Consider the following 23,006-nt stretch of genomic DNA (forward strand, 5'->3'; position numbering starts at 1 on the left):
GTGATGCATCATTTATTTTTAAAGAAACAGACCTAGAAACGGAAGGTTAAATCAATGGAAATCATTTCACCGAATAATGCACGTGTAAAAGAATGGTCGCAACTCCTCGAAAAAAAGCATCGCACACGGCAGCATAAATATATTGTCGAGGGTATTCATCTAGTGCAGGAAGCGCTGCGTTCGAACGCGGCTGTTGAAAGCGTCGCCTATGATTTGGACAAGGGGATTCCTGCCGAGCTGAATGGTCTGGATTCAGCCGATCAGCCGGTGGAATGGATTCCCGTGTCGGCGGCGGTCATTGCCAAATGCACTGATACCAAGACGCCGCAGTCTGTCTTTGCCATCGTGCGTAAGGAGGAGCGTAGCGCATTCGCAGCATTGCTGGAGCAACCAGATGCGCTGGTGATGGTGCTGGACGGTGTGCAGGACCCCGGCAATGTAGGCACTATCATTCGCAGTGCGGACGCTGCTGGAGCCGCAGGCGTTATATTGGGTCATGGTTGCGCCGACCTATATAATCCCAAAACGATCCGCTCCACGATGGGATCGTTGTTTCATCTGCCGGTGATCGAAGGCAGTCTGGAAGAGCTTTTGCCGCAGGCCAAAAGCAAAGGTGCCCGCTTGCTCAGCACCTCGCTCGATGCAAGCTTATCATGCTATACCATAGATTTGCGTGTATCCACTTGGCTCGTGATTGGCAACGAGGGCCAGGGTATTTCTGCTGCTACCGCAAGTATGGTGGATGAATCAGTATTCATTCCAATGCAGGGACAAGCGGAATCACTGAATGCAGCCATGGCCTCTACGGTGTTATTATTCGAGGCGATGAGACAGCGAAGCTAATACCTGAGTGTTTATTATTCACTGATTCGAGTTTTCATGTTTTTATAGTGAAAATGGACAGGGTATTTTATATATGATGTTGTAAGATAAACCTCTTCATAAGAATAACTTAATAGCTTAGCTAACTTGACAGTCCCGATAAATAAAATTATTTTTGGGGCTGTTTTTTAATTTTTAGACAGAAGGAGGACTAATGAGGAACAACATAATCAAACTGAATTCTCACAGATCATTGGGGTATCACAAGGAGCATTAATAGAAGCTTAGGTTTTTTCAGCGTACAAGTTGATGAGCTTGAGTCCAGATTAATCTCAGACGTAAAAACACCTACAAGGTTATCTCCATATCTTACGACATGGCTTGATTCTCTTGAAGATGTTTTGATGTGTCTCACGTTTTGGGATCAGCTACGTCGTTAAGCAACAGGGGCCTTCACAATTGTAATCATAGTTGGAAACTTAAGCTGCATAGCAGCCAGTGTTGCGTTTTGTTGGCTTCGTCTCTTGCAAATTGGGGGTATTGGTAGCCATATTCAATTTGACCTAACAAATTATTGTCTCTGATTTTAGTAGAAATATAACCTGCTGCATGAAGGCCATTTTTACATCTCCAGACCTTGTTATAATCGTCCGACAGCAGGCCCAATTCTTTGAGCTCACCGTTCAATCTGACGGAAAGAACAAGATGTCTTCCACGCTTTCATGCCACTGCTCGCCTTCCCGCAATCCATAGACTCCCAACCGAGAACATAAAAACCGAACCTTTTTTCCATCGAGCGACAATATAGGGTGTAAGCTGCTTACTTAGGAGGGCCCTCTGAATGCAAAGTGAATCTATGTACCACGTGCTCACAAAAATGATTGAAGGAGATCAGCAGGCGTTTCACACGTTGTATGATGCCACCTATAAGGATGTCTATCGGACCGTCTCTTTTCTGGTGGATCATCCGCAGGATCGCGAAGATATTATGAATGAGATCTACATGCAAATGTGGACCTCGCTTCCCAACTACGATCCGAATCGTCCTTTCCACTTCTGGCTGCACGGCTTGGTCATCCGACAAGTGCAAAGATTCCGGGTGAAAAGCTGGAGGAGATTCCGAATTTTCGAACGCATCCGTGTCTTTTCTCGGGAAGAGCGTCATTGGGATCAGACCACGGTGAGGACGGATGGGACAGACCCTGAAATATCGAAGGCCATGCACAAGCTGACCGATAAACAGCGAACGGTGATCATACTCCGCTTTTACCACGACTATAGGCTGGAGGAGATTGCGACATTACTCGATATTCCGCTGGGTACAGTTAAGTCCAGATATCATGCCGGCCTGCAGTCGCTTCGAAAACACTTGGGAAATCTCTCCTTGGAAAGGATGGAAAAGAACAATGCCTATTGAAAGCCAAATCAGCGAGTACCTGCACCAAGAAGCAGAGACCATGGAATGTCCCCCGGCTGTTTCCAAACGAGTCGAACAATCCTATTCTCAATACGTACAACGGCAAAGGAGCAAAAAAACGATGAAAAAACGATTGATCGGCGGCATCATCGCTGCAGTAATTATGATTCCAACCGCGGCATTCGCGGCCCCTCCCCTGATTGAAATGATTACGAGAACACCGATGACAGCCAAACAAGTCAAGATGGATGCGGTTGGCCAAGCAGCGCTTGAAAAGTTGTATCGCTCTTATCCGGAAACCAAGTCGTTTGAAATTATCGACGCCAGCCAGATTGGAGGAGACCCCACGAATACAAGTCAGGGGAAAGCCATTCAAACAAGCATCGTGCTACAGGAAAAGGGAGCTCACGGCAAAAAGGTCCGACTTGATTTGAACGGTATCACGGGTGAAATCGAACAAGTGAACCAAGAGAATTGGGAGCCTCAGGAGAAGCCGGTCATCTCCTTAACCGATCAAGAAATCAAATCGAAAGTAGATGACCTCATTAACAAACTGTACGGCAGCTCCAGTAAGTACGAATGTAACATGGAGCCGATGCAGACACCGGACCAAAAAACATTTATATTGAACTACACCGAAAAGGGATCAACAACGCCGTTTTATCAGGCATTCGTTCAAGGGAATACGATCAGCGTTTCTCTGATCGGAGGCGGCCCTGCTCCATCCGTGGAAGGCTTTTTCATGACTAACGGCAAGCCTGACTATACTGCAGATGCCTTTTTAAACGATGAAGAGCTCTTTTCTTTACTTCACATGAGTCCAGCAGACTTGAAAGAAGAATTGGCAAAGGGGGCATCTGTCGTCGAGATCGCAGCATCTAAAAAGATTTCCAAACAACAAGTCATGGACGTTATCGCAAGTACGCAGGCTAAAAAACAAATCCAAGCCGATCCGCATGGTGGAGCTACTGTTGACGATCGTACGCTGGAACTATTGAAACGGATTCTTGAACCCAAAGTATTGAAAGTGATTGAACACAAAACGGAAACGCCTTGGTAGGGAGAGCAATACAGAGTGTATGGTGTTTGATATAGTTAAGTAAAACGCGATAAACGAAACAAAGAAAGCTTCAGACTGATTCATCCGGTCTGAAGCTTTCTTTTCATTTGTCAGCTCACTATGATTTGTCTCACGTTATGGGGTCAGTCCCAACAGTACACATATCTGAACTTCGATTGAAACAGGCGAAACATGTATTCAAGTCAACAGAGTGGTCCATGTCTGATATTAGTGAAGAATTGCGATTAGAGAATCCATCGTCGTTTACAGGGTGGTTTGTGAACTGGGAGGGAATATCTCCGCAAAAATATAGAATTTTTAATAAGAGATAATAAGGACACTAAACTTGGTAAAGAAATTTTTTAAAAAGAGTTTATACTATAAGTCTTGCTATTCTTTGACTACAACTATAGCTTCCTTAAGCATGGCATTGTATCAAATGAATACCTTAAGCTTAACTTTTTGGTTTGAGATTGATTTTGTGAAAGTTAAGAAATGAGTGACATTAATAGGAGGAAGTTGTATCATTATAACAAAAATTGAGGGCTTTTAACATTCCTCAGCTCCGATTACAAGAAGATATTCTCCGGAACAACTTTGTGGATGTCAGGTGGTATGGGGGGAATCTTGCTCCATTACGTATCGCAGAGTTTAAATCTGAACTAATTGAAGGAAGAACTTTTATTGACACTAAACAAACAACTCGCGAACTGGACTGCATAAATATGTGAAGTTTTACAATTTCCATTGAAAGTACGATCCGTGATTTTGAGAGCATTCTTTCTGAGTTGAAGCTAGGTATATCACTGGCGGAACAACAAGGGGATACGACAAACAGAGGTGCAGTTTCTTTATCTAAATAAGTTTGAAGTGTAGATCACTTCAAGAGAGAAGTGCATCAAGTCAAAATTAAGAGGCATAAGCGCGGGACATCCCTATGGGGATTAGTAGAAATACGGAAAATGAGTCGGGTCATAGAACCCGACTCATTTTTTTATAAAGACACACGCTTCTGATGATCTGAATTCTTTATACCTTACAACAAAGTAATGTTTTTGTAAGCTTTGGCTGTTGTTCCTTAGGTAGAAGCTAATTAGTATGGAAAATAGCGAGCCGAGGAGAGAAGTGAGCAAAGTATGAACTATTCAAAGCATAAAATTAAAGAGGTATTTAAGTCGAAATTATGTTGTAATGAAACGTTAAAAAACTATAAAGAGATCATGATTACAGTAATAGTTATCGCCATTATAATTATCTTGTTAATCACTCTGGTGTTTGGCACCATGCATATCATTCGGGATTCAATTTACACCATGAGACCCTCCTAAGCTACAAATAAAAGGAATTCGGTTGTTGTTATTGCTTGGACGATCAAATAAAGGCATTATATATAGAAAATCATGTGGTTTAAAATTCAAGCACTAAGAAGGTAGAAAACACGATGCATAAAATATTAATCGTAGAGGATGACCCTCAAATTAGCTCCTTACTCCAATCCTATCTTGAGAAATATGGTTATCAAGGAGTTGTCGTTTCAAATTTTGATCAAGTCTTAGGTGTTTTCCAGAAGGTAAAGCCTGATTTGGTCATACTGGATGTGAATTTACCTCGGTTTGATGGATTTTATTGGTGCAGGCAAATTCGCACTCAATCTACTTGTCCCATCCTGTTTGTATCCGCGCGTGATGATAAAATGGATCAGGTCATTGCTTTGCAAAATGGAGCAGATGATTACATTACCAAACCGTTTCATCCGGAAGTACTGTTAGCCAAGGTAGAAAGCAATCTGCGACGTACCTATGGTTTATATGCAGTTGCCCAAAAATCACGCACCATAACAGTGTCAGGCTTAACTTTATATCCTGATACTATGAAGCTGGTGTTTCATGACAAGCAAGTAGAAATGAGCCATAAAGAAGCTGCACTGCTGGAGCTACTGATGACATATCCCAAGCAGGTTGTAGGGAGAGTTCATCTCTTAGAAGCGTTATGGGATGATTACCAATATGTAGGAGAAAATACACTGAACGTTTATGTTACCCGTGTCCGTAAAAAGCTGAGCGAACTGGGGTTGGAGGATATTATAGAAACGGTTAGAGGAGCTGGATACCGGCTGCACTTGACTGAGGAGGAAGAACAGTGAAGCTGTTTTGGCGTGATCATTTTTCCATGATCATTTTTAATATTATCCAACTTTTTCTTGTGTTGAGTATTTACTGGATGGATGGTTATCGTAACTTGTCGACCGCCTTGTATTCGGTCTTTTTTGGGTTTATCCTTTTGCTGGTCTATTTGCTATTTCGGTACGTCATGTATTCTGGTTTATATCGAATATTATCCACTGCTAACATTAGAGATTTAGATGAGCTTATTCAGATGAAGGTACTTAATCCGTTAGCCTCTTCTTTACAGCATTTGCTTTTGCAGTTCTACCAGTTGTACCAGTCTCAGATTCATCAATTGGAGCATCAGCAGCGTGATCACATCACATTCATTAACCAGTGGGTTCACCAGATGAAAACGCCCCTAGCTGTGATTCATTTAATTCTCAAAGGAAAAATAGATCCCGAGTCGGATCAGATTCACGATGAGATTGATCGAATGGGAAAAGGACTGGAAATGATTTTGTATATGTCACGATTGGAATCCTTTGAACCAGACTTTCATGTAGAGCCTGTTGTATTACGAAAGCTGGTTAGTGAAGTGATTTACGATAACAAAAGGTTATTGATTCGCAACGAAATTTATCCTTCCAATGAAGTGGACGAGCAGTTGAATGTGATTACCGATGCCAAATGGTTAAGATTTATCATTAATCAATTGGTGACTAATGCGATAAAGTATTCTTCAGGTTATGCCCACAGCCTGAAATTGATATCTGACGTAAGAGATCATGTGATTGTGTTGAAAGTACAGGATGAAGGGATTGGTATCCCTAATAAAGATATAGAGCGGGTATTTGAGGCTTATTACACAGGTGAAAATGGACGGAAGTATAGTGAACCTACGGGGATGGGGCTCTATTTGGTGGCAGAAATCTGCAAAAGGCTGAATCATGACATTCAACTCACATCGACGGTAGGTGAAGGAACGACGGTTGAGATTCTGTTTCCAATACACCCATAAGAAACCTTACAACACATTTAAGGTTTTTGTAATGTTAATCGATCGACGCTTTGTTCCGGATGGATTATGATCATGACATAGGAAAAAGAAAGGAATGAACGATGGAGATTGTACGAATGGATCAAGTCACCAAAATATACTATGGTAAGGTTCCACACCGAGCTCTCAACAATATCCATTTAACGATTCAACCAGGTGAGTTTGTTGGCATTATGGGTCCGTCTGGTAGTGGGAAGACAACATTATTAAATATGATTTCGACCATTGATATGCCGACTTCTGGCGAGGTTAGCATTAAAGGGGAAAATCCACATCTGCTCAAGAAGGATAAGCTGGCTTTATTTCGCCGCAAAGAACTGGGGCTTGTATTTCAAGATTATAATTTGTTGGAAACCCTCACTTTGGGAGAGAACATACTGTTTCCTCTGATGCTGAATAAAAAAGGGTTAAAGGAAATGGAGCACAAACTGGAAGAAGTAGCGAAAAAACTGGATATTACAGATGTTTTGGACAAACGGCCTTATGAGGTGTCAGGGGGACAAAAACAACGTGCAGCCATAGGCAGAGCTATGATTCACTCTCCTTCGCTCCTGCTTGCAGATGAACCAACCGGAAATCTCGATTCCAAGTCTTCGCGCTTTGTAATGGAAATGCTGAGCCTTGTCCACCGTGTAGACTATTCTACAATTGTGCTGGTAACACACGGCGCCTTGGAAGCCAGCTATTGCGACCGGGTAATTTTTATTAAAGATGGTGAGTTATATAATGAAATCCGTCGTAGTCATAGTCAGCAAATATTTTTTCAGGAAATCATAGATATGCTCTCCTTTTTGGGGGGAAGTAGACATGCACATGAGCTTTCGTCTGTTAGCGTGGAATAATCTCAAACGCAATGCGCGTGCTTACGTTCCTTATTATTTAAGCAGCTCCTTAATGATTACGATTTTTTTCGTATATGCGGTATTTATTTTTCACCCGGATGTCTCGAATGTAATCACAGCAGCTAATGTAAAAAAGGGATTACAGGTTGCGGATCTGTTGATTTTTGTATTTTCCTTTTTTTTCGTATTATACACAAACAATATCTTTGTTGCTGCACGTAAGAAAGAATTTGGTATACTCACCATTTTAGGCGCAAGTCATAGACAAATATATTTTTTAGTAGCTTTTGAAAATCTAATTATAGGCTTTTTATCATTGGTTACTGGCATGATTGGGGGATTTGTTTCCGCAAAGTTCTTTCTACTTTTGGGCTCCAGTGCCACAGGGCTGTATTTAACATTTTATTTTCCTTGGAAAGCACTGGCTTTCACCGTAGTTGGCTTTATGTTTTTGTTTACCTTGATCTCACTTGTATCTGTTTTCTTCATACGCCAATCTAAATTACAGCAGCTTTTTAGCAAGGTTCCTCAGCTCAAAAAAGAGCCTAAAGCTTCATGGAGCCTGTCCTTTCTTGCAATAGCGCTAATAGGAGCGGCTGTATATTTAATGAAGCTGGATTTTCCACCATATATTTATCTGGCACCGTATCGTTTGGGGACTCTATCCTTTTATATGTTGCACTATTCAGTTGGAGACACATTTAAATATACGATTGTAATGGGGTTTATTGGAATTTACTTACTATATGCCCAATCATGTGTATTATTCGTTCAATTGTTTAGAGCCAACAGGAAATGGTGTTGGAGTGGAACTCGTTTGTTATGGCTATCTGAAATCACATACAAAATGAGGAATAATGCCGGGCTGTTCACATTGGTTACCCTAATTTCTATCGTTTCCTTTCTAGGAGCAGCTTCAACTTTTGACTCCATGCAGCAGCAAAATAGATTTCTTAGGGAGCAGTCTTATTCATTTGCATTTTTTTCTGATGTTGTAAGTTCCATAGATCTTGAAGATGAGATTGATCAAAATCTTTATAAGGCCGGGGTGGATTATTCGAAAAGTGAAGTACTGATCTTTCCCTTTCGTGAACAGTTGGCACCTGTGATGAAACAATCCAACTATGAGCCTCTTGCTTCTAAATTAAAGAAACAAATACAGGTACCTACGCTTCGAGATGATCAAGGCTTTTTCATTTTTGATTCAAACGGGATGTCTTTAGAAGAACAGAAAACCTTTTTTGAAAAAAGGCTAACTTACAATCAAGGGAAATCCCGAATTACGGGTATCCAGATTGTGGATACTCAGAAGATAGACCATAGCATAAAGTTTGATGGAAACATCATTTCTGAACTAGGAAGGTTGCTTGTTGTCTCAGATCAAACTTACGAACATTTAGTTAAACAACAGTATTTCAATGTTCCATTGGCATACAAATCTGTTTATTATTTTGTGCCTAAATGGAAGAGTGGCCAAGTATCATTGGAAACTTCTGAGACCCAAGAAGAGGTGTGGTTGTATTCCCTGCTGGCCAACAAGGTGAATAAAGGATCGCTTAACTCTAGAGCAGTGGATTATCTGACATCGGAGATGGATCTGAATATTAGTAAATTTATTGGCGGATTTATCGCCATCATTATGTTGGCAAGCACAGTAAGCCTACTTTATTTCAGATTGTATGTAGATCTTAAACGGGATGAGGAAATATACCGGTCTTTATCCAAAATTGGACTAAGCTCAAGGGAAATGAGACGAGCTGCATCCAGACAAATTGCATTCCTATTTCTTCTGCCATTAGTTGTTTCATCCATAGGAATAGTGCTTTGTTTAGTTATGTCAGAACCATCTGTAGTACCCTTTCATCTTACGCTTATTCAAATTATGATTTGCTTTTGGGTAATTCAATTCTTTTCCTTTCTTATTGTACGTTTCCTGTACCTTCGTCAATTGGATTTAAAGATGCTGTAAAGAGCGATAAGCCACATGAAAAAAAGTTGCAGAAGGGTAGGGTTAGACTCCTCCTTTCTGGAATTTTCATCAAATACAAAATAAGGTCTCAATGGGCTGAGAGCCTTGACGAGTAGGTGCAGGGCGAATTTGTTCATCAGAAGATATTTAATTCATATAACAACGAATTAGTGAATTCTATTCAAGTCGATACCATATTTTAAAAGTGGGGATATCATGAAAAAAAGTTTGTTCATTTTATTGCTGCTCGCCTTGTCGGCCAGTTCTTTATCAGAGTCCTTTGTTCAAGCAGAGGAGGCGCAGCAGCAGGTTACCAAAGCGAGCGTGAAACTAACACTGAGCCAAGCCCAGCAATGGGCGCGGTCTAATAGCTTTAGCTTGAAGGAGGCCCAGCAAGCGATAGATCGTAACCGGATTAACCTAAAAAATGCTGGTAAGAATCTGGATTTTATTCCGGCAGGTACAGGCAACGGTGAAGAGGATGCGGCTAGTAGTTCAGCCTGGAAGGGGTATGCTTCATCGACGGTTTCTTATCTGGAATCCAAGAAGCAAATTGAACTTGCCCAAGATCAGACAGACTACGCTGCAATGAAAAACTATTACGATGTACTTTTGGCTGATAACAAAGTGAAGAGTAGTGAGGATGCACTTTCGCTCGCGTTATTAGAGGAAAAGGCTGCTGAAGCGAAGGCCAACCGTGGAAAAATTTCACCAGGTGACCAGAGCACGATTATTCAGAATCGTATAGAAGCACAAAAGAATGTAGACATTGCAAAGACTGCATTGCGAAAAGCGATGGATTCATTAAATACGCAAATGGGTCAACCTCAAGGTACGGTATATGAACTGGTTGATCGCCCTGTTTACCCCAAAATAGACAACACGAATTTGGATACGTTGGTGACGCGTGCAATCTCGGCGAGTTCTTCGGTGTGGAGACAGGAGGAAGCTGTCAAGCTGGCCAAGATGGAAGTTAAATATTACACCTGGAACTCAGGAACGGATGATTATGAAATTAAGCAGATTGATGTAGATTCAGCAGAAGGCGGACTGGAAAATACCAAGGATCAACTGGCAGAAACCTTGAAGAGTATGTACTTTAACTTACAGCAAAATGTTGAACAATACGAGCAAATGCAAAGTAATCTACAGAACGTCAATAAAGTATTGGACATTTCTCGTAAAAAAAAGGAACGTGGTTTTGCTACAGGTACGGAAGTCGCCACAAATCAATTAAAAGTGAAGCAAATCGAACGGAATATGGATGAACTGATTGTTCAAATGACGTTGCTGCAACATGCTTTGAACAAGCCGTGGAGCGTATAGGATTTAGAAAAAATACTTTTGAAGGGGATATAACATTGTCAGAAATAGAAAAGAAAGATGCATTGCAGGTAGTAAGAAAGAAAAGAAGGCTGAAAAGAATTATAGGCATTTTTGTCCTGATCATTATAGCGGGGATTGGCGGTACTGTTTATATGAACAGGAGTAAGGAAAAGCCTGTGGAGGGTCCTGCAAACCAGATCGTACAGGTACAGAAAACAAACATGACCGAGTCGCTTAAAGTCACTGGAACCGTTCAGGCTTCCAAGGAAGTAAACATTAATTTTACAAATGTCGAGGGTGCCAAGCTCGTCGCTGTCAATGTCAAAGCAGGAGATAGCGTCAAAGCAGGTCAGGTTCTAGCACGATTAGATGATTCGGATGCCAGGCTGCAAATTAAGGATGCCGAATCGAATGTGGCGATTGCAAGAGCCAAACTGGAGGAAGCCAAGCGCGGACCCAAAACGAATGATATAGAGTTGCAGAAAGCTAATGTCTTAAAGGCACAGATGGCGATTAAAACAGCCAAGAACACGATGGAATTAGAGGAAGCCGCTGCTCAAAAGGAGTCGGCCAAGGTGACTTTGGATAAGGCTCAGAAGGATTATGATGACCAGGCTTATCTGGTTCAGAATGATGCGGCAGCAGAAAGTGACCTGGCAACAGCCAAGCAAAATCTGGATAAGGCAAAATTGGATATGAGCAATGTGGAGCTGCAGTACAAGAAGGCACAGACCAAGCAAACTGAGGCGATCGAAGAGGCGGAAATGGGCTATAAAACAGCTTTAATACAATTAAAGGCTGCACAGTCCCCGCCCGAAGCTTCCAACATCCAATCCGCACAGGCTTCTTTATTGCAGGCTGAAACGGCATTAGAGCAGAAGAAAAGTGTCCTGAGTAAATTACAGGTTACGGCGCCGTGGGACGGGATCATTTTGAAGGTCAACGGCGATGTGGGTACCAGTCCTACTGCACCTTTTATTGTAATGAATAATTCAAACACAGGGGCTATGAAGGTTCTTGCCAAGGTTAATGAAAGTGATATTGCTAAATTGAAGACTGGACTTCAGGCGACAATGCACTCGAATTCATTTCCGGACAAACAATTTAAAGGCGAAGTCCTCTTTGTTTCTCCAGAGCCGGTTACCGAATCCAATGTGACTACATACAAAATCGAATTGTCTTTGGATAGCCAAAAGATAAGGCTGCAACCAGGGATGAATATGGATGTATCCCTTCTGTTAGCTGAACACAAAAATGCGTTATCTGTGCCGCTGTTTGCACTGAGATCTGAAGGCGGTGTGGATGGAGTATATGTGGCGAAGAACGCGGCGAATCCGGTGGATTATGAGTTTAGACCAGTGAAACTGGGTGTCTATACAGCAGATCAGGCGGAAATCAAGTCTGGTGTCAAGGACGGTGAGACCATTGTGATCCCACCTCAGGGTGGTAGTGCTGGTTCGAATGGCAGTCCAGAGGGTCAAGACCCTGATGGGGGGCAGGCACAATGAGTGAAACTCAATCCCATAAAGCTGTAATCGAAATTAAAGAACTGAAAAAAATGTATGAGGTAGGCGGACAGAAGATTCAGGCTCTGCGCAGTGTTAATTTATCTATTAGCGAAGGGGAGTTTGTTGCTATCATGGGGCCATCTGGTTCGGGCAAGTCTACCATGATGAATGTCATTGGCTGCCTGGATCATCCCGATACCGGAGAGTACTACCTGGATGAGTACTCCATATTGGATGCTAGAGAGAACGAGCTTTCGGAGATTAGAAACCAGAAGCTGGGTTTTGTATTTCAGAAATTCTATCTACTTCCCCGAACTACAGCATTAGCCAATGTAGAGCTGCCTATGATGTATGCAGGTGTACCTGCCAAGGAGCGTCGGGAAAGAGCCGTAGAGGCACTACGCAGCGTTGGCCTTGCAGAACGGATGTACAACAAGCCTAACGAGCTATCTGGTGGTCAGCAGCAACGTGTTTCCATTGCTCGGGCATTGGTGAATAATCCTGTTATTCTGCTGGCGGATGAGCCTACGGGAGCACTGGATACGAAGACGAGTATCGAAATTATGGAATTATTTCAAGGCTTGAATGAGCTGGGAAAAACCATCGTCTTGGTCACGCATGAGCTGGAGATTGCTGAATATGCCAAACGGTTGATCAGCTTTCGGGATGGTAATATTGAACGTGATGAGCCTATTGCAAATAGACGAATTTCATCAAGGAAGGTAAGCCTATGAATGTAATGGAAACCATCCGTGTATCCATGAATAGCTTAATCACTAACAAGCTACGCTCAATTTTAACGATACTCGGTATTATTATCGGGGTGGCAGCAGTTATTGCCATTATGGCGATCGGAAACGGATCTACAGCCCGCATAAAGGCGGAAATTAATAAATTAGGAAATAACGTATTGATGGTTGCGCCGGCTATGACAATGGTCGATGGTGAAATAGATTATGACCACACACCATCATTTACTTGGGCTGATGTCGAGGCGTTGGAACAAAAGAAGTCTATAGATGCATTAATGCCGAATATAACGAGCAATTCAAAAGCTACGTGGGGGCGATATAACTATAACGCCACTATTGTAGGAACTTCCGCTTCATTCTATAAGGTCAAAAAGTTTTCCTTTGCCGAGGGTAGAACATTTACCAACGATGAGATGGACAAACGCATGAATGTCGCCATACTTGAAAGCCAAGCGGTTCAACGTCTTTTTGGTGGAGATAGCCAAAATGTATTGGGACGGACGTTTCAAATTAAGCAGATCCCTTTCAAGGTAGTCGGAGTATTGGATACTCAGCCAGTTACGAACTTAAGCTACAGTAGTAATGAACAAATTTACATCCCTGCTACAACCATGATGAACCGTCTGGGTGAGAAGAATATTACCGGATTGGACGTGTCTGCCAAGTCACCAGCCTTGATGGATCAGGCTCGCTTAGACATCTTGGAAAGCTTGCGTGTGACACACCAGCTAAAACCTTCGGAACCAGATCAATTTCAAATTATGAGTCTGTCAGAGGCAGCAGGTGCAGCTTCTGGTGTAGATAGTATTATGACCAGCCTATTGGGTGGGGTAGCCGCGATATCCCTCGTGGTAGGGGGAATCGGAATTATGAATATTATGATGGTCTCAGTTATAGAGCGTACAAAAGAAATCGGTATTCGGAAAGCCATTGGTGCCAAGCCGAGAGATATTATGATTCAATTCCTGTCTGAAGCGATCATTTTTGGTCTGTTAGGAGGCACAATCGGAGTTGTTACAGGTATAGGAGCTTCCAAAATACTTGAGGCGGCTGCGCATATGACCATTGAATTTACAATCTCGCCTATCATATATTCGTTTCTTAGCTCTGCGGGCACAGGCATCCTATTCGGAGTATATCCGGCTTATAAAGCAGCAAGTTTGAGGCCAATAGATGCATTGAGATACGAATAATTGAATTGGCACATGGTCGCAACATAAAACGTGAACTGCTTCTAGATTTTGGAGGAACATATACTATGGAAAAAAGCTATGTGCAAAATAGAACCAGAGCTCATCGGATGAAGAGGAAGAGAAGAAGACTACTGTTTATTATTATCATTTGTATTGTTCTAATTATTTTAAAACTCTTTGACATTTTCAGTAGTAAACCACAACCAGTCAAAACGATTGAATTTGCAGAAAAAATAGAATCCGTATCAACCGACAAATTAAATAACGAATCCAAAGGGAGCGAATTCCCTGTAAAAAATGTTTCGGGTGTTGAGGATGCTGCATTTGTTGAAAAGTACTTAAATCAGCAAATCCAAGGTCAAAAGCCCGATGGGATAGACGGTAAAAAGGTTGTCTATTTATCTTTTGATGATGGGCCATCAGTAACCGTGACGCCTAAGATTTTAGATGTTCTTAAAGAACAAAATGTAAAAGCGACGTTTTTTGTGGTCGGAAAAGCAGTCGAAGAAAATGAAGGTACTAAACATTTAACCAAAAGAATAGTTAAAGAAGGGCATGCTATCGGAAATCATACCTACTCACATGATTATGGTTATTTATATCCTAATCAGACTGTGAATTCGAGCATTTTTATGAGCGATATTGAAAAAACAAATCAAATTTTAAAGCAAATTTTGGGACAGGATTTTTCCACAAGAGTGATTCGATTTCCAGGTGGCCATGTGACGTGGCAGAGAAAGGATCCCAAAGGCATGGAAGAGTTAGATAAATTTTTACATGATAAGGATTATCATCAGATTGACTGGAATGTGTTGCCTAAAGATGCGGAAGGTACATCTAAGAATGCCGTGGAATTAATACACGAATTTATGAAGAGCATTGGGACTAGAGAAAAAGCAGTGGTACTCATGCATGACACTTACGGGAAGGAAGAAACAGCTAAAGCCTTGCCTGAAATCATAACATATTTAAAAAAGCAGGGATATGAATTTAAGACTATAAAGTAGCTAGTGTATTTAAGTCAAGGGGAACACCGTAACCCATCGAAACAGAAAGGATTAGCAATAATATGGACATTAAAGATCTGGAAGATCTATATTTATCTCATAAATCAGAACTCCTTGGCTATCTTTTGAGAATAGTGCATAACAAACAGGATGCCGAAGATTTGTTGCATGAATGCTTTATTCGGTTTATAAGAGCTTCCCCTGATTTGCCCGAAGATCGTATTCGATTTTATCTTTTGAGAATTGCTAAAAATTTAGCCATAGATATAATAAGAAAGCGAAAAAAGATGGAGGAATATTTCTTGCGTAAGGAGCACGTCTACTATCACTGGGATACCCTCGATTTTGAAATTCAGGATGAGGTCGATCGAATTCTTTTGATGGCAAGTAATACCGAGCAAAGGACGGTACTTAAATTGCGTGTAGTCCAAGGATACTCCATAAAAGAAACGGCTAGAATTTTAAATAAGAGTGAAAATTCAGTGAAATCTTCGCTTCACAGAGCTTCCAAACGTATTAAATTGAGATATATTTCCTGACCACAATGGAGTGCTTGCTTTTTATAACAAGAAGTAAGACAAACAGTCCCGATGAGAAATCTCGATTGCGGGGCTGTTTGTACGTTGTACATAGTAGTTGAAATGATGAAAAAGGCGGTAAGTAATCACGGTTATTTTCTTATGCCAATCAGCAAGACATCAGCTTCAAAATCATGCATCCCAATGATCGTGATTTGCTCTTGCACAGAGATTGAAACTGTGCCAAAACGACGATTCTCCAGGTCAATGACCGTGAAGTCGTATTCACTCAAATCCACGTTTAGCTTCATCACCGTGTTGATTGGAACGTAGATGGCGACCTTGGTGTAATCGGTGCTTACAGCCGCACGAATTTCTTCCGTATTTTTCAGCACTATGTTCCAAGGCTGCATATCTGTAATTCCATATATCCCGAAGAGCCATTTGGCCAATCCATAATCCCATGCCCCTTCAAACTTAAGTGCAGACTGCCAATCATATGGACTGTCGAATCCCTCCCCAGTTACCCCGAACCTTTTGCCTTTTCGATGCCAGCTCCAAATACCGTGGGCTCCATAGGTTATGCCCGCAGACGCCCCGGACAGAAGACTTTGCCAGGCTGCCTTACGAACATCGGCGCGGCTGAAGCGGCCATAGACTTTTCGACTGTAGCCCATTTGTTCATAACAGGGCTCCGAGTTGAGCACCGGTCGGGTGACAGGCTTATTACAGAAATCCAGTGCGAGTGTATACGCCGTTGGTTGAAATTGTGAATTATGTCCTGACTGGTACATGTAAAAATCCAAATGGGGATCATCAATAAATTCCTCTGGCAGTGCCGCTAATCTTCCTTGAATATGCAGGGTAGTCAGACACTGCGGGCTGTGCTGTTTTATGGTATGGAGAGCAAGTCGGTAATATTGGTTGGCACGCTCGGAAGGGAAATCAGTGTCACCACTTATAATATAAATAGGGTAGAATTTGGAGAACCGATCGGCAATGTAACGTACATAAGGTTCCACTGCCCCAAGTGGCATTTTTTTCTCCTCACGAAGCTTGGCAGCCCAGGTATCCGGGATATAATTACACCATAGTAGAACCAGTGCAGGAACAAAGCCTCTGTTCACAGCCATTTCGATCATCGTCTCGGCTCTGGTAAAGTATTCTTCGTTCAGCATATAAAAATTGTAGCTGCCATCCTCGGCATATGCAAAAGGCTCATAGTTCAAATCGCTGTCACTTGCATCCCATTGGCGCAGCAAATTGATTTGCAAGACATTGAAGCCCTGACTTTTCCGGTAATCCAGATAATAGGCCCATTCCTCCAGCGTAATGTTGGTAAATGCGCTCCAAACCGTATCCGCCAAATAAAAAAAGGGGTTCCCCTCATTCATGAAATATCGTTTGTTCTCAGCGATACTCAGTTGAATCAAAAGCTTCCTCTCCTAACGATTGTAATGGCAGAAGCGGCGACCATGTATCCGTCCGCCGCTTCTGCTTTTTTTCTATTATAGAATAACAGGACTTGCTGTAGCTTCACTTGCTTGCTTGTCCAGTTGCTCCTGCGCTTCGTGTTCCTTTTTTAGAGCCTGCTTATCCAGCGCTCTAAAGAACGGGTAGTAGATTAGCATACTGATCGGAATGAGTACCAATTGTGCGGCGGCTAGTTTCCAACTGCCCTCAATGAAGCCCAGAGCAAAGATAGGGGTGCCGAAAGGCGGGTAAATTCCGATGGGTGCAGGCAACAAGCCGATGTTGGTGGCAATATAGCCGAGTACCGCACAAATGATGGGAGCAACGATAAACGGAATGGCTAGCAACGGGTTCAATACCATTGGAATTCCGAAGATCAGCGGCTCGTGAATGGAGAAAAAGGTACCCGGAAGACCAAGCTTGCCGATCGTGCGAAGCTGCTTGCTCTTGGCCAGGAAAACCAATAGCAGAGCAAATCCAAGCATCGGTGCATAGTTGCAGTAGATGGACCAGAAGGCCAGACCGATCGTGTTCGGAAGTGGAGCGCCTGCCTGGAAAGCGTCAAGGTTGGCTAGATCCAGACTCATCCAGATGGGTTTAACGATAGCGAGTATAACAATTGCACCGTGAATTCCGAACATCCACAAAGCCTGCATAATGATTAGCGCGATAATTAAAGCGCCGAGTGATCCGCCCAACCCTTCCAGTGGTATTTGGAGATAAGTGTAGATAAAATCGTGAACTGTACCAAATGGAGTCTGCATGAACAAACCAGCAACGATAACAAACACTAGGGCTACTAAGACAGCTGGGATCAAGCCTGAGAAGGTTTTGACAACGGTAGGCGGGACCCCGTCAGGCATTTTAATCGTCCAATTGCGGTCAACAATCCAAATATACAACCGTGCAGCAATCAACCCGACGATCATGGCAACGAACAATCCCTGCGCGCCGAGCCATTGAAGTGGCAAGGCACGAACTTTATCAAAGGTTTGGATCGGTGTAACGATAAGAAAAGAGAGAAGAGCGGTTGCCGCTGGCACAAGGGGGTCCTTGTCAAAAGCTTGCGCCAGTCTGTAGGCGATAAAAAATACCGCATACAGTGCAATGATGCCAGTGGTCATTGTCGATGCCAACCCGATTATAGCCTTTACGGGTGCAATAAGATTCTGGTAAGGCTCCCAAGCAAGTGCAGAGAAGAGGGTTGCAAATGCTCCGATAATCAGAAAAGGAAGGGTGGACATCAGCCCGTTGGAAATTGCGCTCATGTAACGGTTTTGCTGAATTGTACCCGCTACTTTTTGAAGCTTATAAGAGAATTTTTGTTGGTTAGCCATATTTATTCAACTCCTACTATAGACTTTCATCCGCCTATATAATGACTTAGAGAACGCTTTCATTTGGTGAAACACCATGCAGAACATCATATATCGTTGCCCGATTTGACCAACCTTCTTGTTCGGTCTGGTGATGAGCATCTGACTCTGAGCTTTACAGCTTAAGCGCGTCTCCTAGCACTTTTTCGCCGTTCATCATTCCATAGTCTACTATATTGATAACACTTACCTTAATGCCTTTAGGTTCATATTTTGCCTTGAAATCATCCTGCAGGTAGCCGACCTGTGGTCCAATTAGCAGTACATCTGTCTTGTCAGCATATTCTTTAAACGAACTTTCGGAAGTAGCCCTAATTTCAACCTCAAGGTTTTGTGCTTGTGCCGCCTTTTGCATTTTCTGTACCAACATACTTGTAGACATTCCTGCAGCACATACGAGTGTAATTTGTTTCATCCGTTGTTCCCTCCATTGGAAGTGTGATTTGTGATATCTTCATAGCGATTCAATCTGTTGTAAAGCTCAATCATATGTCCCGCCAGATCTTTAGTTGTGATGGCTGACATAAGGTGATCTTGAGCATGTACCATAAGCAGTGTGACTTCGTGGGCGGTTCCGCCAGCTTCCTGTTGAATCAGTCTCGTTTGTGATTTATGAGCTTTAACCAACTCGGCTTTGCTTTCTTCAAGCCGCTCTGCCGCCAACTGGGTGTTACCCTTTTGAGCAAGAGCGATTGCTTCCATCGCTTTACTCTTGGCAACACCTGAGTTGGTGATAATTCCCATAATGATTTCTTGATACTCCTCCATCTCGTTCACCTCATGCTTTTTTCTCTTTAACTTACAGTTTCAGTGTATAGGTTTACTGCCAAGATCTAAACCCAAGTCTTTTCCGCCAGTAGCGGAAATTCATTCATTGCTGTTACTCTTCCAATTTAAAAAGCTCCGAAGCAGCACCTGTTCTGTGACTATCAGCTGGATGCACTGCGGAGCTTGGTTCAATACAGCTTATATTTAACAATAATCCTGGAGAATTCCTCGTACGTTTCGCAATTTAACATCTGCTGGACGATATCCGAATTGTCGACCAGTTCCATGAGATGGTTATACATTTTAGCGGGTGGCTCTTTACCGTTTCTTTCAATGCTGAGGAGACAGATGAACTGCACCGGTTTGTCGCCCCATTCGATAGGCTGTTGAAGGGTGCAGACCGCCCATACGGTTTGATTGCTTTGCGGAATGATAGGGTGAGGAATGGCTACCAGATTTCCGTAAGCCGTGGGTGCAGCCTGTTCTCGTTCCAGGACAAGTCCAATAAAACCTTCGGCAGAGCGGATCAGCCCTTCAGCATATATTTTTTGGCCCAGAAATGAGATGACCTCTTCCTTGGTGGTAAAATTTTGTCTCAGAAATACGAGTTCCTTCCGGATGTAGTGAAAATCAAACTCGGCTTCACCAGCCAGCAAACTTTCAATTTTATCCATATCGCTGCCGCCAAGAAGAGTCTGCACGACCACGACTGGAACCGATAATGGCAGCTGAATGGGAATGGTGCTCACCACGAAATCAATGTCATGGAGGGGAAACTGCTGAAGCTTGTAATATTCCGTTGTACCCGCCACTTCAAGCGAGCTGCCAAAAGTGCTTTGCAGTTTGTACTTGAGCAGCCGGGCGCTTCCGACTCCTGAAGTGCAGACGACCAGACAGCGTTTTGGCCGGGTGTTCATACGCTGTCGTTCGATGGCTGCCCCGATATGAATGGCGAGATAGCCCATCTCTGCTTCCGGGATGGCAATATTCAGCTTGCTCTCGATCAGCTTGGCACCAATAACTCCCGCTTGAAAAGCCAGAGGGTAGTTGCTCTTGACATGATCCAGCATGGGGTTTCGGATGTTCATTCCATACTTTACCCGGTTCAGCGCTGGCTTCAGATGAAGGTAGATGCCTATGAGCAGTTCTGTATCACAGCTGATGTTCAGATTCAAATCCCTGTCGATCTCGGCGAGCATTTCCTTGCCCAGTTCAAAGAGGTTCCAGTCCAGCAGCTTCTCGGGTCCCATGTCCTCTATTTGGTGTCCTTCAATTCCGACAAACCACTTGTTTCCGGCAAGATGCATGGCAATGTAGGCGATTTCATCTTCGGGAAAAGACAACTGCAATTCCTTTTCGATCAGCTCGACAATATGCTCGGCAGCCCGAAATTCATCGGTGCCCCGCAGATCTCCTATTTCCGCCGAGAGCATAGCTACCTGGTTTCCGTCACGGATGCGCTTGCAGGCGATCGCAATATGAATGGACAAATTGCTGAAGGCGATATCGGAGAGTGTTACTTCATATTTCTGAGTCTGTTCCAGAACGATTCCACAAATCAGCGTCATTTCGCGCGGGGTGACGATGCGTAGCGCTGCATGAAGTGTTCCGCCTTGTTCTTCGGAACGGCTCACAATAAACTCGGACAAGCAAAACCGAAGCTGGACTTCATCACCTTTCAGTTTGATTCCGTAATTTGGCCGTTTATCAATGGTGATTCCGTAGCTTTGTAGGGTTTGTTTAACCTCTTTGAAATCATTCTGCACCGTAGACTTGCTTATATATAGCTCATCTGCGAGGTCTTCCAGCTTCACATAATGATCAGCGAGCAGGAGACGCTTGATTAAATACAATTGCCGATAGCCGGGAGAACCTGGATCATCGGGCTCGCCGGACAGGAACAGCTGCTGCAGCAGCGCACGAAAGCTACGATGATCCGTAATTTTTAGTTCATATCCCCTTGAACGAACAGGTTCAATTGCTGCCCCGTGCTTGGATAGAAATTCATCTAGTTCCCGGATATCGCTGCGAATGGTACGTGAAGTAACTTGAATCAATTTGGCCAGATAATCACTTTTGACGGGAGCATCGGCAGCCAGCAAGTACTGAAGAATTGAAACCATGCGTGCATTCAATCAAGGTTTCCCCCTTTCTGTAAAGCGGAATACATGCAGTGTACATAAAAAACCTCCGATTATCCAAGTGTAACACCTGTAAAATAATCGGAAGCTTGTAGTAAGAGCTCAAAAGTAAATGAGGAAGATTCATCAACAATTAGCGGAAGAAGATGGTGTAAGCGGTTGTTCTGAACGTATTACCATTTGCACTGCATTCTGCCAACCTGCATAAAGCCGCTGGCGGCTGACCTCATCCATACTAGGGGTGTAGTGCTCATACAGATTCTGATCAGAGGTATTTCCCGTGATGATGCCTTTAGGATCTGACCAGTATCCGACACCGAGACCGCCCAGATACACAGAACCCATTGCAGACAGCTCAGCACAGGTAGAGCGGGTAACATGGGTACCCAGAATATCTGCCTGAAACTGCATGAGCCAGCTGTTAGATGAGCCCCCGCCATCCGTACGTAAACTAGTAAGGGGCACACCGGATTGTTCACGTATAAATTGAACCGCATCTCTCACTTGATACCCGATGCTCTCTAGCGCTGCGCGTACAATATGTGCTTTGCCGTTTCCACGGGTCATACCTACAATTGCAGCACGTGCAGAGGGATTCCAGTAGGGAGCACCTAAACCGACAAAAGCAGGGACCAGATATACGCCCTCATTGTCCTGCAATTCGGTGATCATGGATTGCATTTCCTCAAATGAAGAGAATAATCCTAAATTATCCCGTGTCCATTTTATACTGTCTCCGGTCGTACGTATAACAGCTTCCAATGCATAAGATACCTTTCCTGAAGCCCCCCAGGCAATCGTTGTAACCAAGCCTTCACCGCCCTGTACGGGTTGCGAACCAATATTCATAAGTACAGATGTTCCAGTCCCATATGTCGCTTTGGCATCGCCAGTATCGAAGCAACGATGCCCGTACAGTGCACCCTGTGAATCTCCGATTATCCCTGATATCGCTACTTGTTCGTCCCATAATTCCACTTCCTGTGTATAGCCATACAAGGCATCGGATGCTTTTACCTCAGGGAGCAGGGAGGAAGGAACACCGAATATACTGCACAACTCCATATCCCAAGCCAGAGTATGAATGTTAAAAAGGGAAGTCCGGCTGGCGTTACTGTAATCGGTTGCATGTATTTGACCGCCCGTAAGCTTCCATAGCAGCCAGCTGTCAATAGTCCCTGCAAGTAGTTTACCTTCAGCAAGCAATTGGGGGGCATGAGGTACATGTTCCAAAATCCAATTGAACTTGACGGCAGAGAAATAAGGATCGAGCATTAGACCTGTCTTGGAGCGTATAATATCTTCATAGCCAGTATTCTTCAACCGTGTGCAGACCTCTGCCGTTCGCTGGCATTGCCATACAATGGCATTATAGATAGGCAAGCCAGTAGAACGGTCCCAGATCAGAGCCGTTTCTCGCTGATTCGTAATGGTTACTGCGGCCAGCGAGGAAGGAGAAAGCCCTGCTTTCTCCAGTACGCCTTTCGCAGCAATAAGTACATTATGATATATCTCAAGCGGGTCGTGTTCAACCCAGCCCGGCTGTGGGTAATATTGTTTGTGCTCCAAAGAATAACGGGTAATCACTTCGCCTTGCTGATTAACCAGCAGTGTTTTGGTTCCGGAAGTGCTTTGATCGATCGCCAGAATATAGGTCTCGGTATTCATT

20 protein-coding genes are annotated in these 23,006 nt (G+C 43.3%); 14 read left to right on the plus strand and 6 right to left on the minus strand.

From position 1 onward, the window contains the following. Positions 1–54 precede the first annotated feature (54 nt). The 14 genes from ACXHJ2_RS02660 (at position 55) to ACXHJ2_RS02725 (ending at position 15,600) form a co-directional block, all read left to right on the plus strand. The gene (locus tag ACXHJ2_RS02660) at positions 55–843 is read left to right on the plus strand and encodes a TrmH family RNA methyltransferase (protein WP_025675775.1); all 789 of its coding nucleotides are present in this window, start codon (positions 55–57) and stop codon (positions 841–843) included. Positions 844–1,663: 820 nt separating this feature from the next. Further along, positions 1,664–2,239, plus strand: a complete 576-nt coding sequence (locus ACXHJ2_RS02665) for a sigma-70 family RNA polymerase sigma factor (protein WP_013372986.1) — start codon at positions 1,664–1,666, stop codon at positions 2,237–2,239. After that, positions 2,229–3,299, plus strand: a complete 1,071-nt coding sequence (locus ACXHJ2_RS02670; protein WP_185156552.1) for a hypothetical protein — start codon at positions 2,229–2,231, stop codon at positions 3,297–3,299. The genes ACXHJ2_RS02665 and ACXHJ2_RS02670 overlap by 11 nt, the downstream gene beginning before the upstream one ends. Before the next feature lie 125 nt (positions 3,300–3,424). Further along, positions 3,425–3,631, plus strand: a complete 207-nt coding sequence (locus ACXHJ2_RS02675; protein ID WP_274597497.1) for a helix-turn-helix domain-containing protein — start codon at positions 3,425–3,427, stop codon at positions 3,629–3,631. A 1,109-nt stretch (positions 3,632–4,740) separates the two neighbouring features. After that, on the plus strand, positions 4,741–5,442 hold the full coding sequence (locus tag ACXHJ2_RS02680; RefSeq protein ID WP_165083747.1) for a response regulator transcription factor: 702 nt from the start codon (positions 4,741–4,743) through the stop codon (positions 5,440–5,442). Then, positions 5,439–6,425 (plus strand): sensor histidine kinase, encoded by a 987-nt coding sequence (locus tag ACXHJ2_RS02685; RefSeq protein ID WP_165083745.1) that lies wholly within the window; start codon positions 5,439–5,441, stop codon positions 6,423–6,425. The genes ACXHJ2_RS02680 and ACXHJ2_RS02685 overlap by 4 nt, the downstream gene beginning before the upstream one ends. A gap of 101 nt (positions 6,426–6,526) precedes the next feature. Further along, positions 6,527–7,306, plus strand: a complete 780-nt coding sequence (locus tag ACXHJ2_RS02690; protein WP_165083743.1) for an ABC transporter ATP-binding protein — start codon at positions 6,527–6,529, stop codon at positions 7,304–7,306. After that, positions 7,272–9,275: an ABC transporter permease gene (locus ACXHJ2_RS02695; RefSeq protein WP_165083741.1), complete on the plus strand. Its 2,004-nt coding sequence runs from the start codon at positions 7,272–7,274 to the stop codon at positions 9,273–9,275. The genes ACXHJ2_RS02690 and ACXHJ2_RS02695 overlap by 35 nt, the downstream gene beginning before the upstream one ends. A 216-nt stretch (positions 9,276–9,491) precedes the next feature. Next, positions 9,492–10,601 carry a TolC family protein gene (locus ACXHJ2_RS02700; protein ID WP_165083739.1) on the plus strand — a complete coding sequence of 370 codons (1,110 nt, stop codon included), beginning with the start codon at positions 9,492–9,494 and terminating at the stop codon, positions 10,599–10,601. A gap of 35 nt (positions 10,602–10,636) precedes the next feature. Continuing rightward, entirely contained in the window at positions 10,637–12,109 is a 1,473-nt protein-coding gene (locus ACXHJ2_RS02705; RefSeq protein WP_016819948.1) for an efflux RND transporter periplasmic adaptor subunit, read from the plus strand. Then, positions 12,106–12,843, plus strand: a complete 738-nt coding sequence (locus ACXHJ2_RS02710) for an ABC transporter ATP-binding protein (protein ID WP_016819949.1) — start codon at positions 12,106–12,108, stop codon at positions 12,841–12,843. The genes ACXHJ2_RS02705 and ACXHJ2_RS02710 overlap by 4 nt, the downstream gene beginning before the upstream one ends. Next, entirely contained in the window at positions 12,840–14,054 is a 1,215-nt protein-coding gene (locus tag ACXHJ2_RS02715) for an ABC transporter permease (protein WP_165083737.1), read from the plus strand. Before ACXHJ2_RS02710 ends, ACXHJ2_RS02715 begins: the two co-directional genes overlap by 4 nt. A gap of 65 nt (positions 14,055–14,119) precedes the next feature. Then, positions 14,120–15,061, plus strand: coding sequence for a polysaccharide deacetylase family protein (locus ACXHJ2_RS02720; RefSeq protein ID WP_165083735.1), 942 nt, complete (start codon positions 14,120–14,122; stop codon positions 15,059–15,061). Between the two features lie 62 nt (positions 15,062–15,123). Next, positions 15,124–15,600 (plus strand): RNA polymerase sigma factor, encoded by a 477-nt coding sequence (locus ACXHJ2_RS02725; protein ID WP_031462211.1) that lies wholly within the window; start codon positions 15,124–15,126, stop codon positions 15,598–15,600. 131 nt (positions 15,601–15,731) lie between these two features. Here the strand turns inward: ACXHJ2_RS02725 and ACXHJ2_RS02730 are convergent, their stop codons facing one another. The 6 genes from ACXHJ2_RS02730 to glpK all read right to left on the minus strand — a co-directional run bounded on the left by ACXHJ2_RS02730 (position 15,732) and on the right by glpK (position 23,005). Then, positions 15,732–17,012 carry an apiosidase-like domain-containing protein gene (locus ACXHJ2_RS02730; protein WP_165083733.1) on the minus strand — a complete coding sequence of 427 codons (1,281 nt, stop codon included), beginning with the start codon at positions 17,010–17,012 and terminating at the stop codon, positions 15,732–15,734. A 75-nt stretch (positions 17,013–17,087) separates the two neighbouring features. Beyond that, entirely contained in the window at positions 17,088–18,389 is a 1,302-nt protein-coding gene (locus ACXHJ2_RS02735; protein ID WP_016819953.1) for a PTS sugar transporter subunit IIC, read from the minus strand. Positions 18,390–18,543: 154 nt separating this feature from the next. Continuing rightward, the gene (locus tag ACXHJ2_RS02740; RefSeq protein WP_019688563.1) at positions 18,544–18,843 is read right to left on the minus strand and encodes a PTS sugar transporter subunit IIB; all 300 of its coding nucleotides are present in this window, start codon (positions 18,841–18,843) and stop codon (positions 18,544–18,546) included. After that, positions 18,840–19,196, minus strand: coding sequence for a PTS lactose/cellobiose transporter subunit IIA (locus ACXHJ2_RS02745; RefSeq protein ID WP_016819955.1), 357 nt, complete (start codon positions 19,194–19,196; stop codon positions 18,840–18,842). Before ACXHJ2_RS02745 ends, ACXHJ2_RS02740 begins: the two co-directional genes overlap by 4 nt. Positions 19,197–19,384: 188 nt before the next feature. Beyond that, positions 19,385–21,331 (minus strand): BglG family transcription antiterminator, encoded by a 1,947-nt coding sequence (locus ACXHJ2_RS02750; RefSeq protein WP_025365795.1) that lies wholly within the window; start codon positions 21,329–21,331, stop codon positions 19,385–19,387. Positions 21,332–21,463: 132 nt separating this feature from the next. Next, entirely contained in the window at positions 21,464–23,005 is a 1,542-nt protein-coding gene (gene glpK, locus ACXHJ2_RS02755) for a glycerol kinase GlpK (RefSeq protein ID WP_165083731.1), read from the minus strand. Position 23,006 lies beyond the last annotated feature (1 nt).

The sequence above is a fragment of the Paenibacillus sp. ALE3 genome (assembly GCF_054113405.1).

Coding starts and splice junctions, on each gene's coding strand:
- glpK (WP_165083731.1), bottom strand. CDS start 23,005: ATGAATACCGAGACCTATATTCTGGCGATCGATCAAAGCACTTCCGGA.
- ACXHJ2_RS02665 (WP_013372986.1), top strand. CDS start 1,664: ATGCAAAGTGAATCTATGTACCACGTGCTCACAAAAATGATTGAAGGA.
- ACXHJ2_RS02735 (WP_016819953.1), bottom strand. CDS start 18,389: ATGGCTAACCAACAAAAATTCTCTTATAAGCTTCAAAAAGTAGCGGGT.
- ACXHJ2_RS02720 (WP_165083735.1), top strand. CDS start 14,120: ATGGAAAAAAGCTATGTGCAAAATAGAACCAGAGCTCATCGGATGAAG.
- ACXHJ2_RS02715 (WP_165083737.1), top strand. CDS start 12,840: ATGAATGTAATGGAAACCATCCGTGTATCCATGAATAGCTTAATCACT.
- ACXHJ2_RS02670 (WP_185156552.1), top strand. CDS start 2,229: ATGCCTATTGAAAGCCAAATCAGCGAGTACCTGCACCAAGAAGCAGAG.
- ACXHJ2_RS02740 (WP_019688563.1), bottom strand. CDS start 18,843: ATGAAACAAATTACACTCGTATGTGCTGCAGGAATGTCTACAAGTATG.
- ACXHJ2_RS02700 (WP_165083739.1), top strand. CDS start 9,492: ATGAAAAAAAGTTTGTTCATTTTATTGCTGCTCGCCTTGTCGGCCAGT.
- ACXHJ2_RS02695 (WP_165083741.1), top strand. CDS start 7,272: ATGCACATGAGCTTTCGTCTGTTAGCGTGGAATAATCTCAAACGCAAT.
- ACXHJ2_RS02690 (WP_165083743.1), top strand. CDS start 6,527: ATGGAGATTGTACGAATGGATCAAGTCACCAAAATATACTATGGTAAG.
- ACXHJ2_RS02660 (WP_025675775.1), top strand. CDS start 55: ATGGAAATCATTTCACCGAATAATGCACGTGTAAAAGAATGGTCGCAA.
- ACXHJ2_RS02680 (WP_165083747.1), top strand. CDS start 4,741: ATGCATAAAATATTAATCGTAGAGGATGACCCTCAAATTAGCTCCTTA.
- ACXHJ2_RS02725 (WP_031462211.1), top strand. CDS start 15,124: ATGGACATTAAAGATCTGGAAGATCTATATTTATCTCATAAATCAGAA.
- ACXHJ2_RS02710 (WP_016819949.1), top strand. CDS start 12,106: ATGAGTGAAACTCAATCCCATAAAGCTGTAATCGAAATTAAAGAACTG.
- ACXHJ2_RS02745 (WP_016819955.1), bottom strand. CDS start 19,196: ATGGAGGAGTATCAAGAAATCATTATGGGAATTATCACCAACTCAGGT.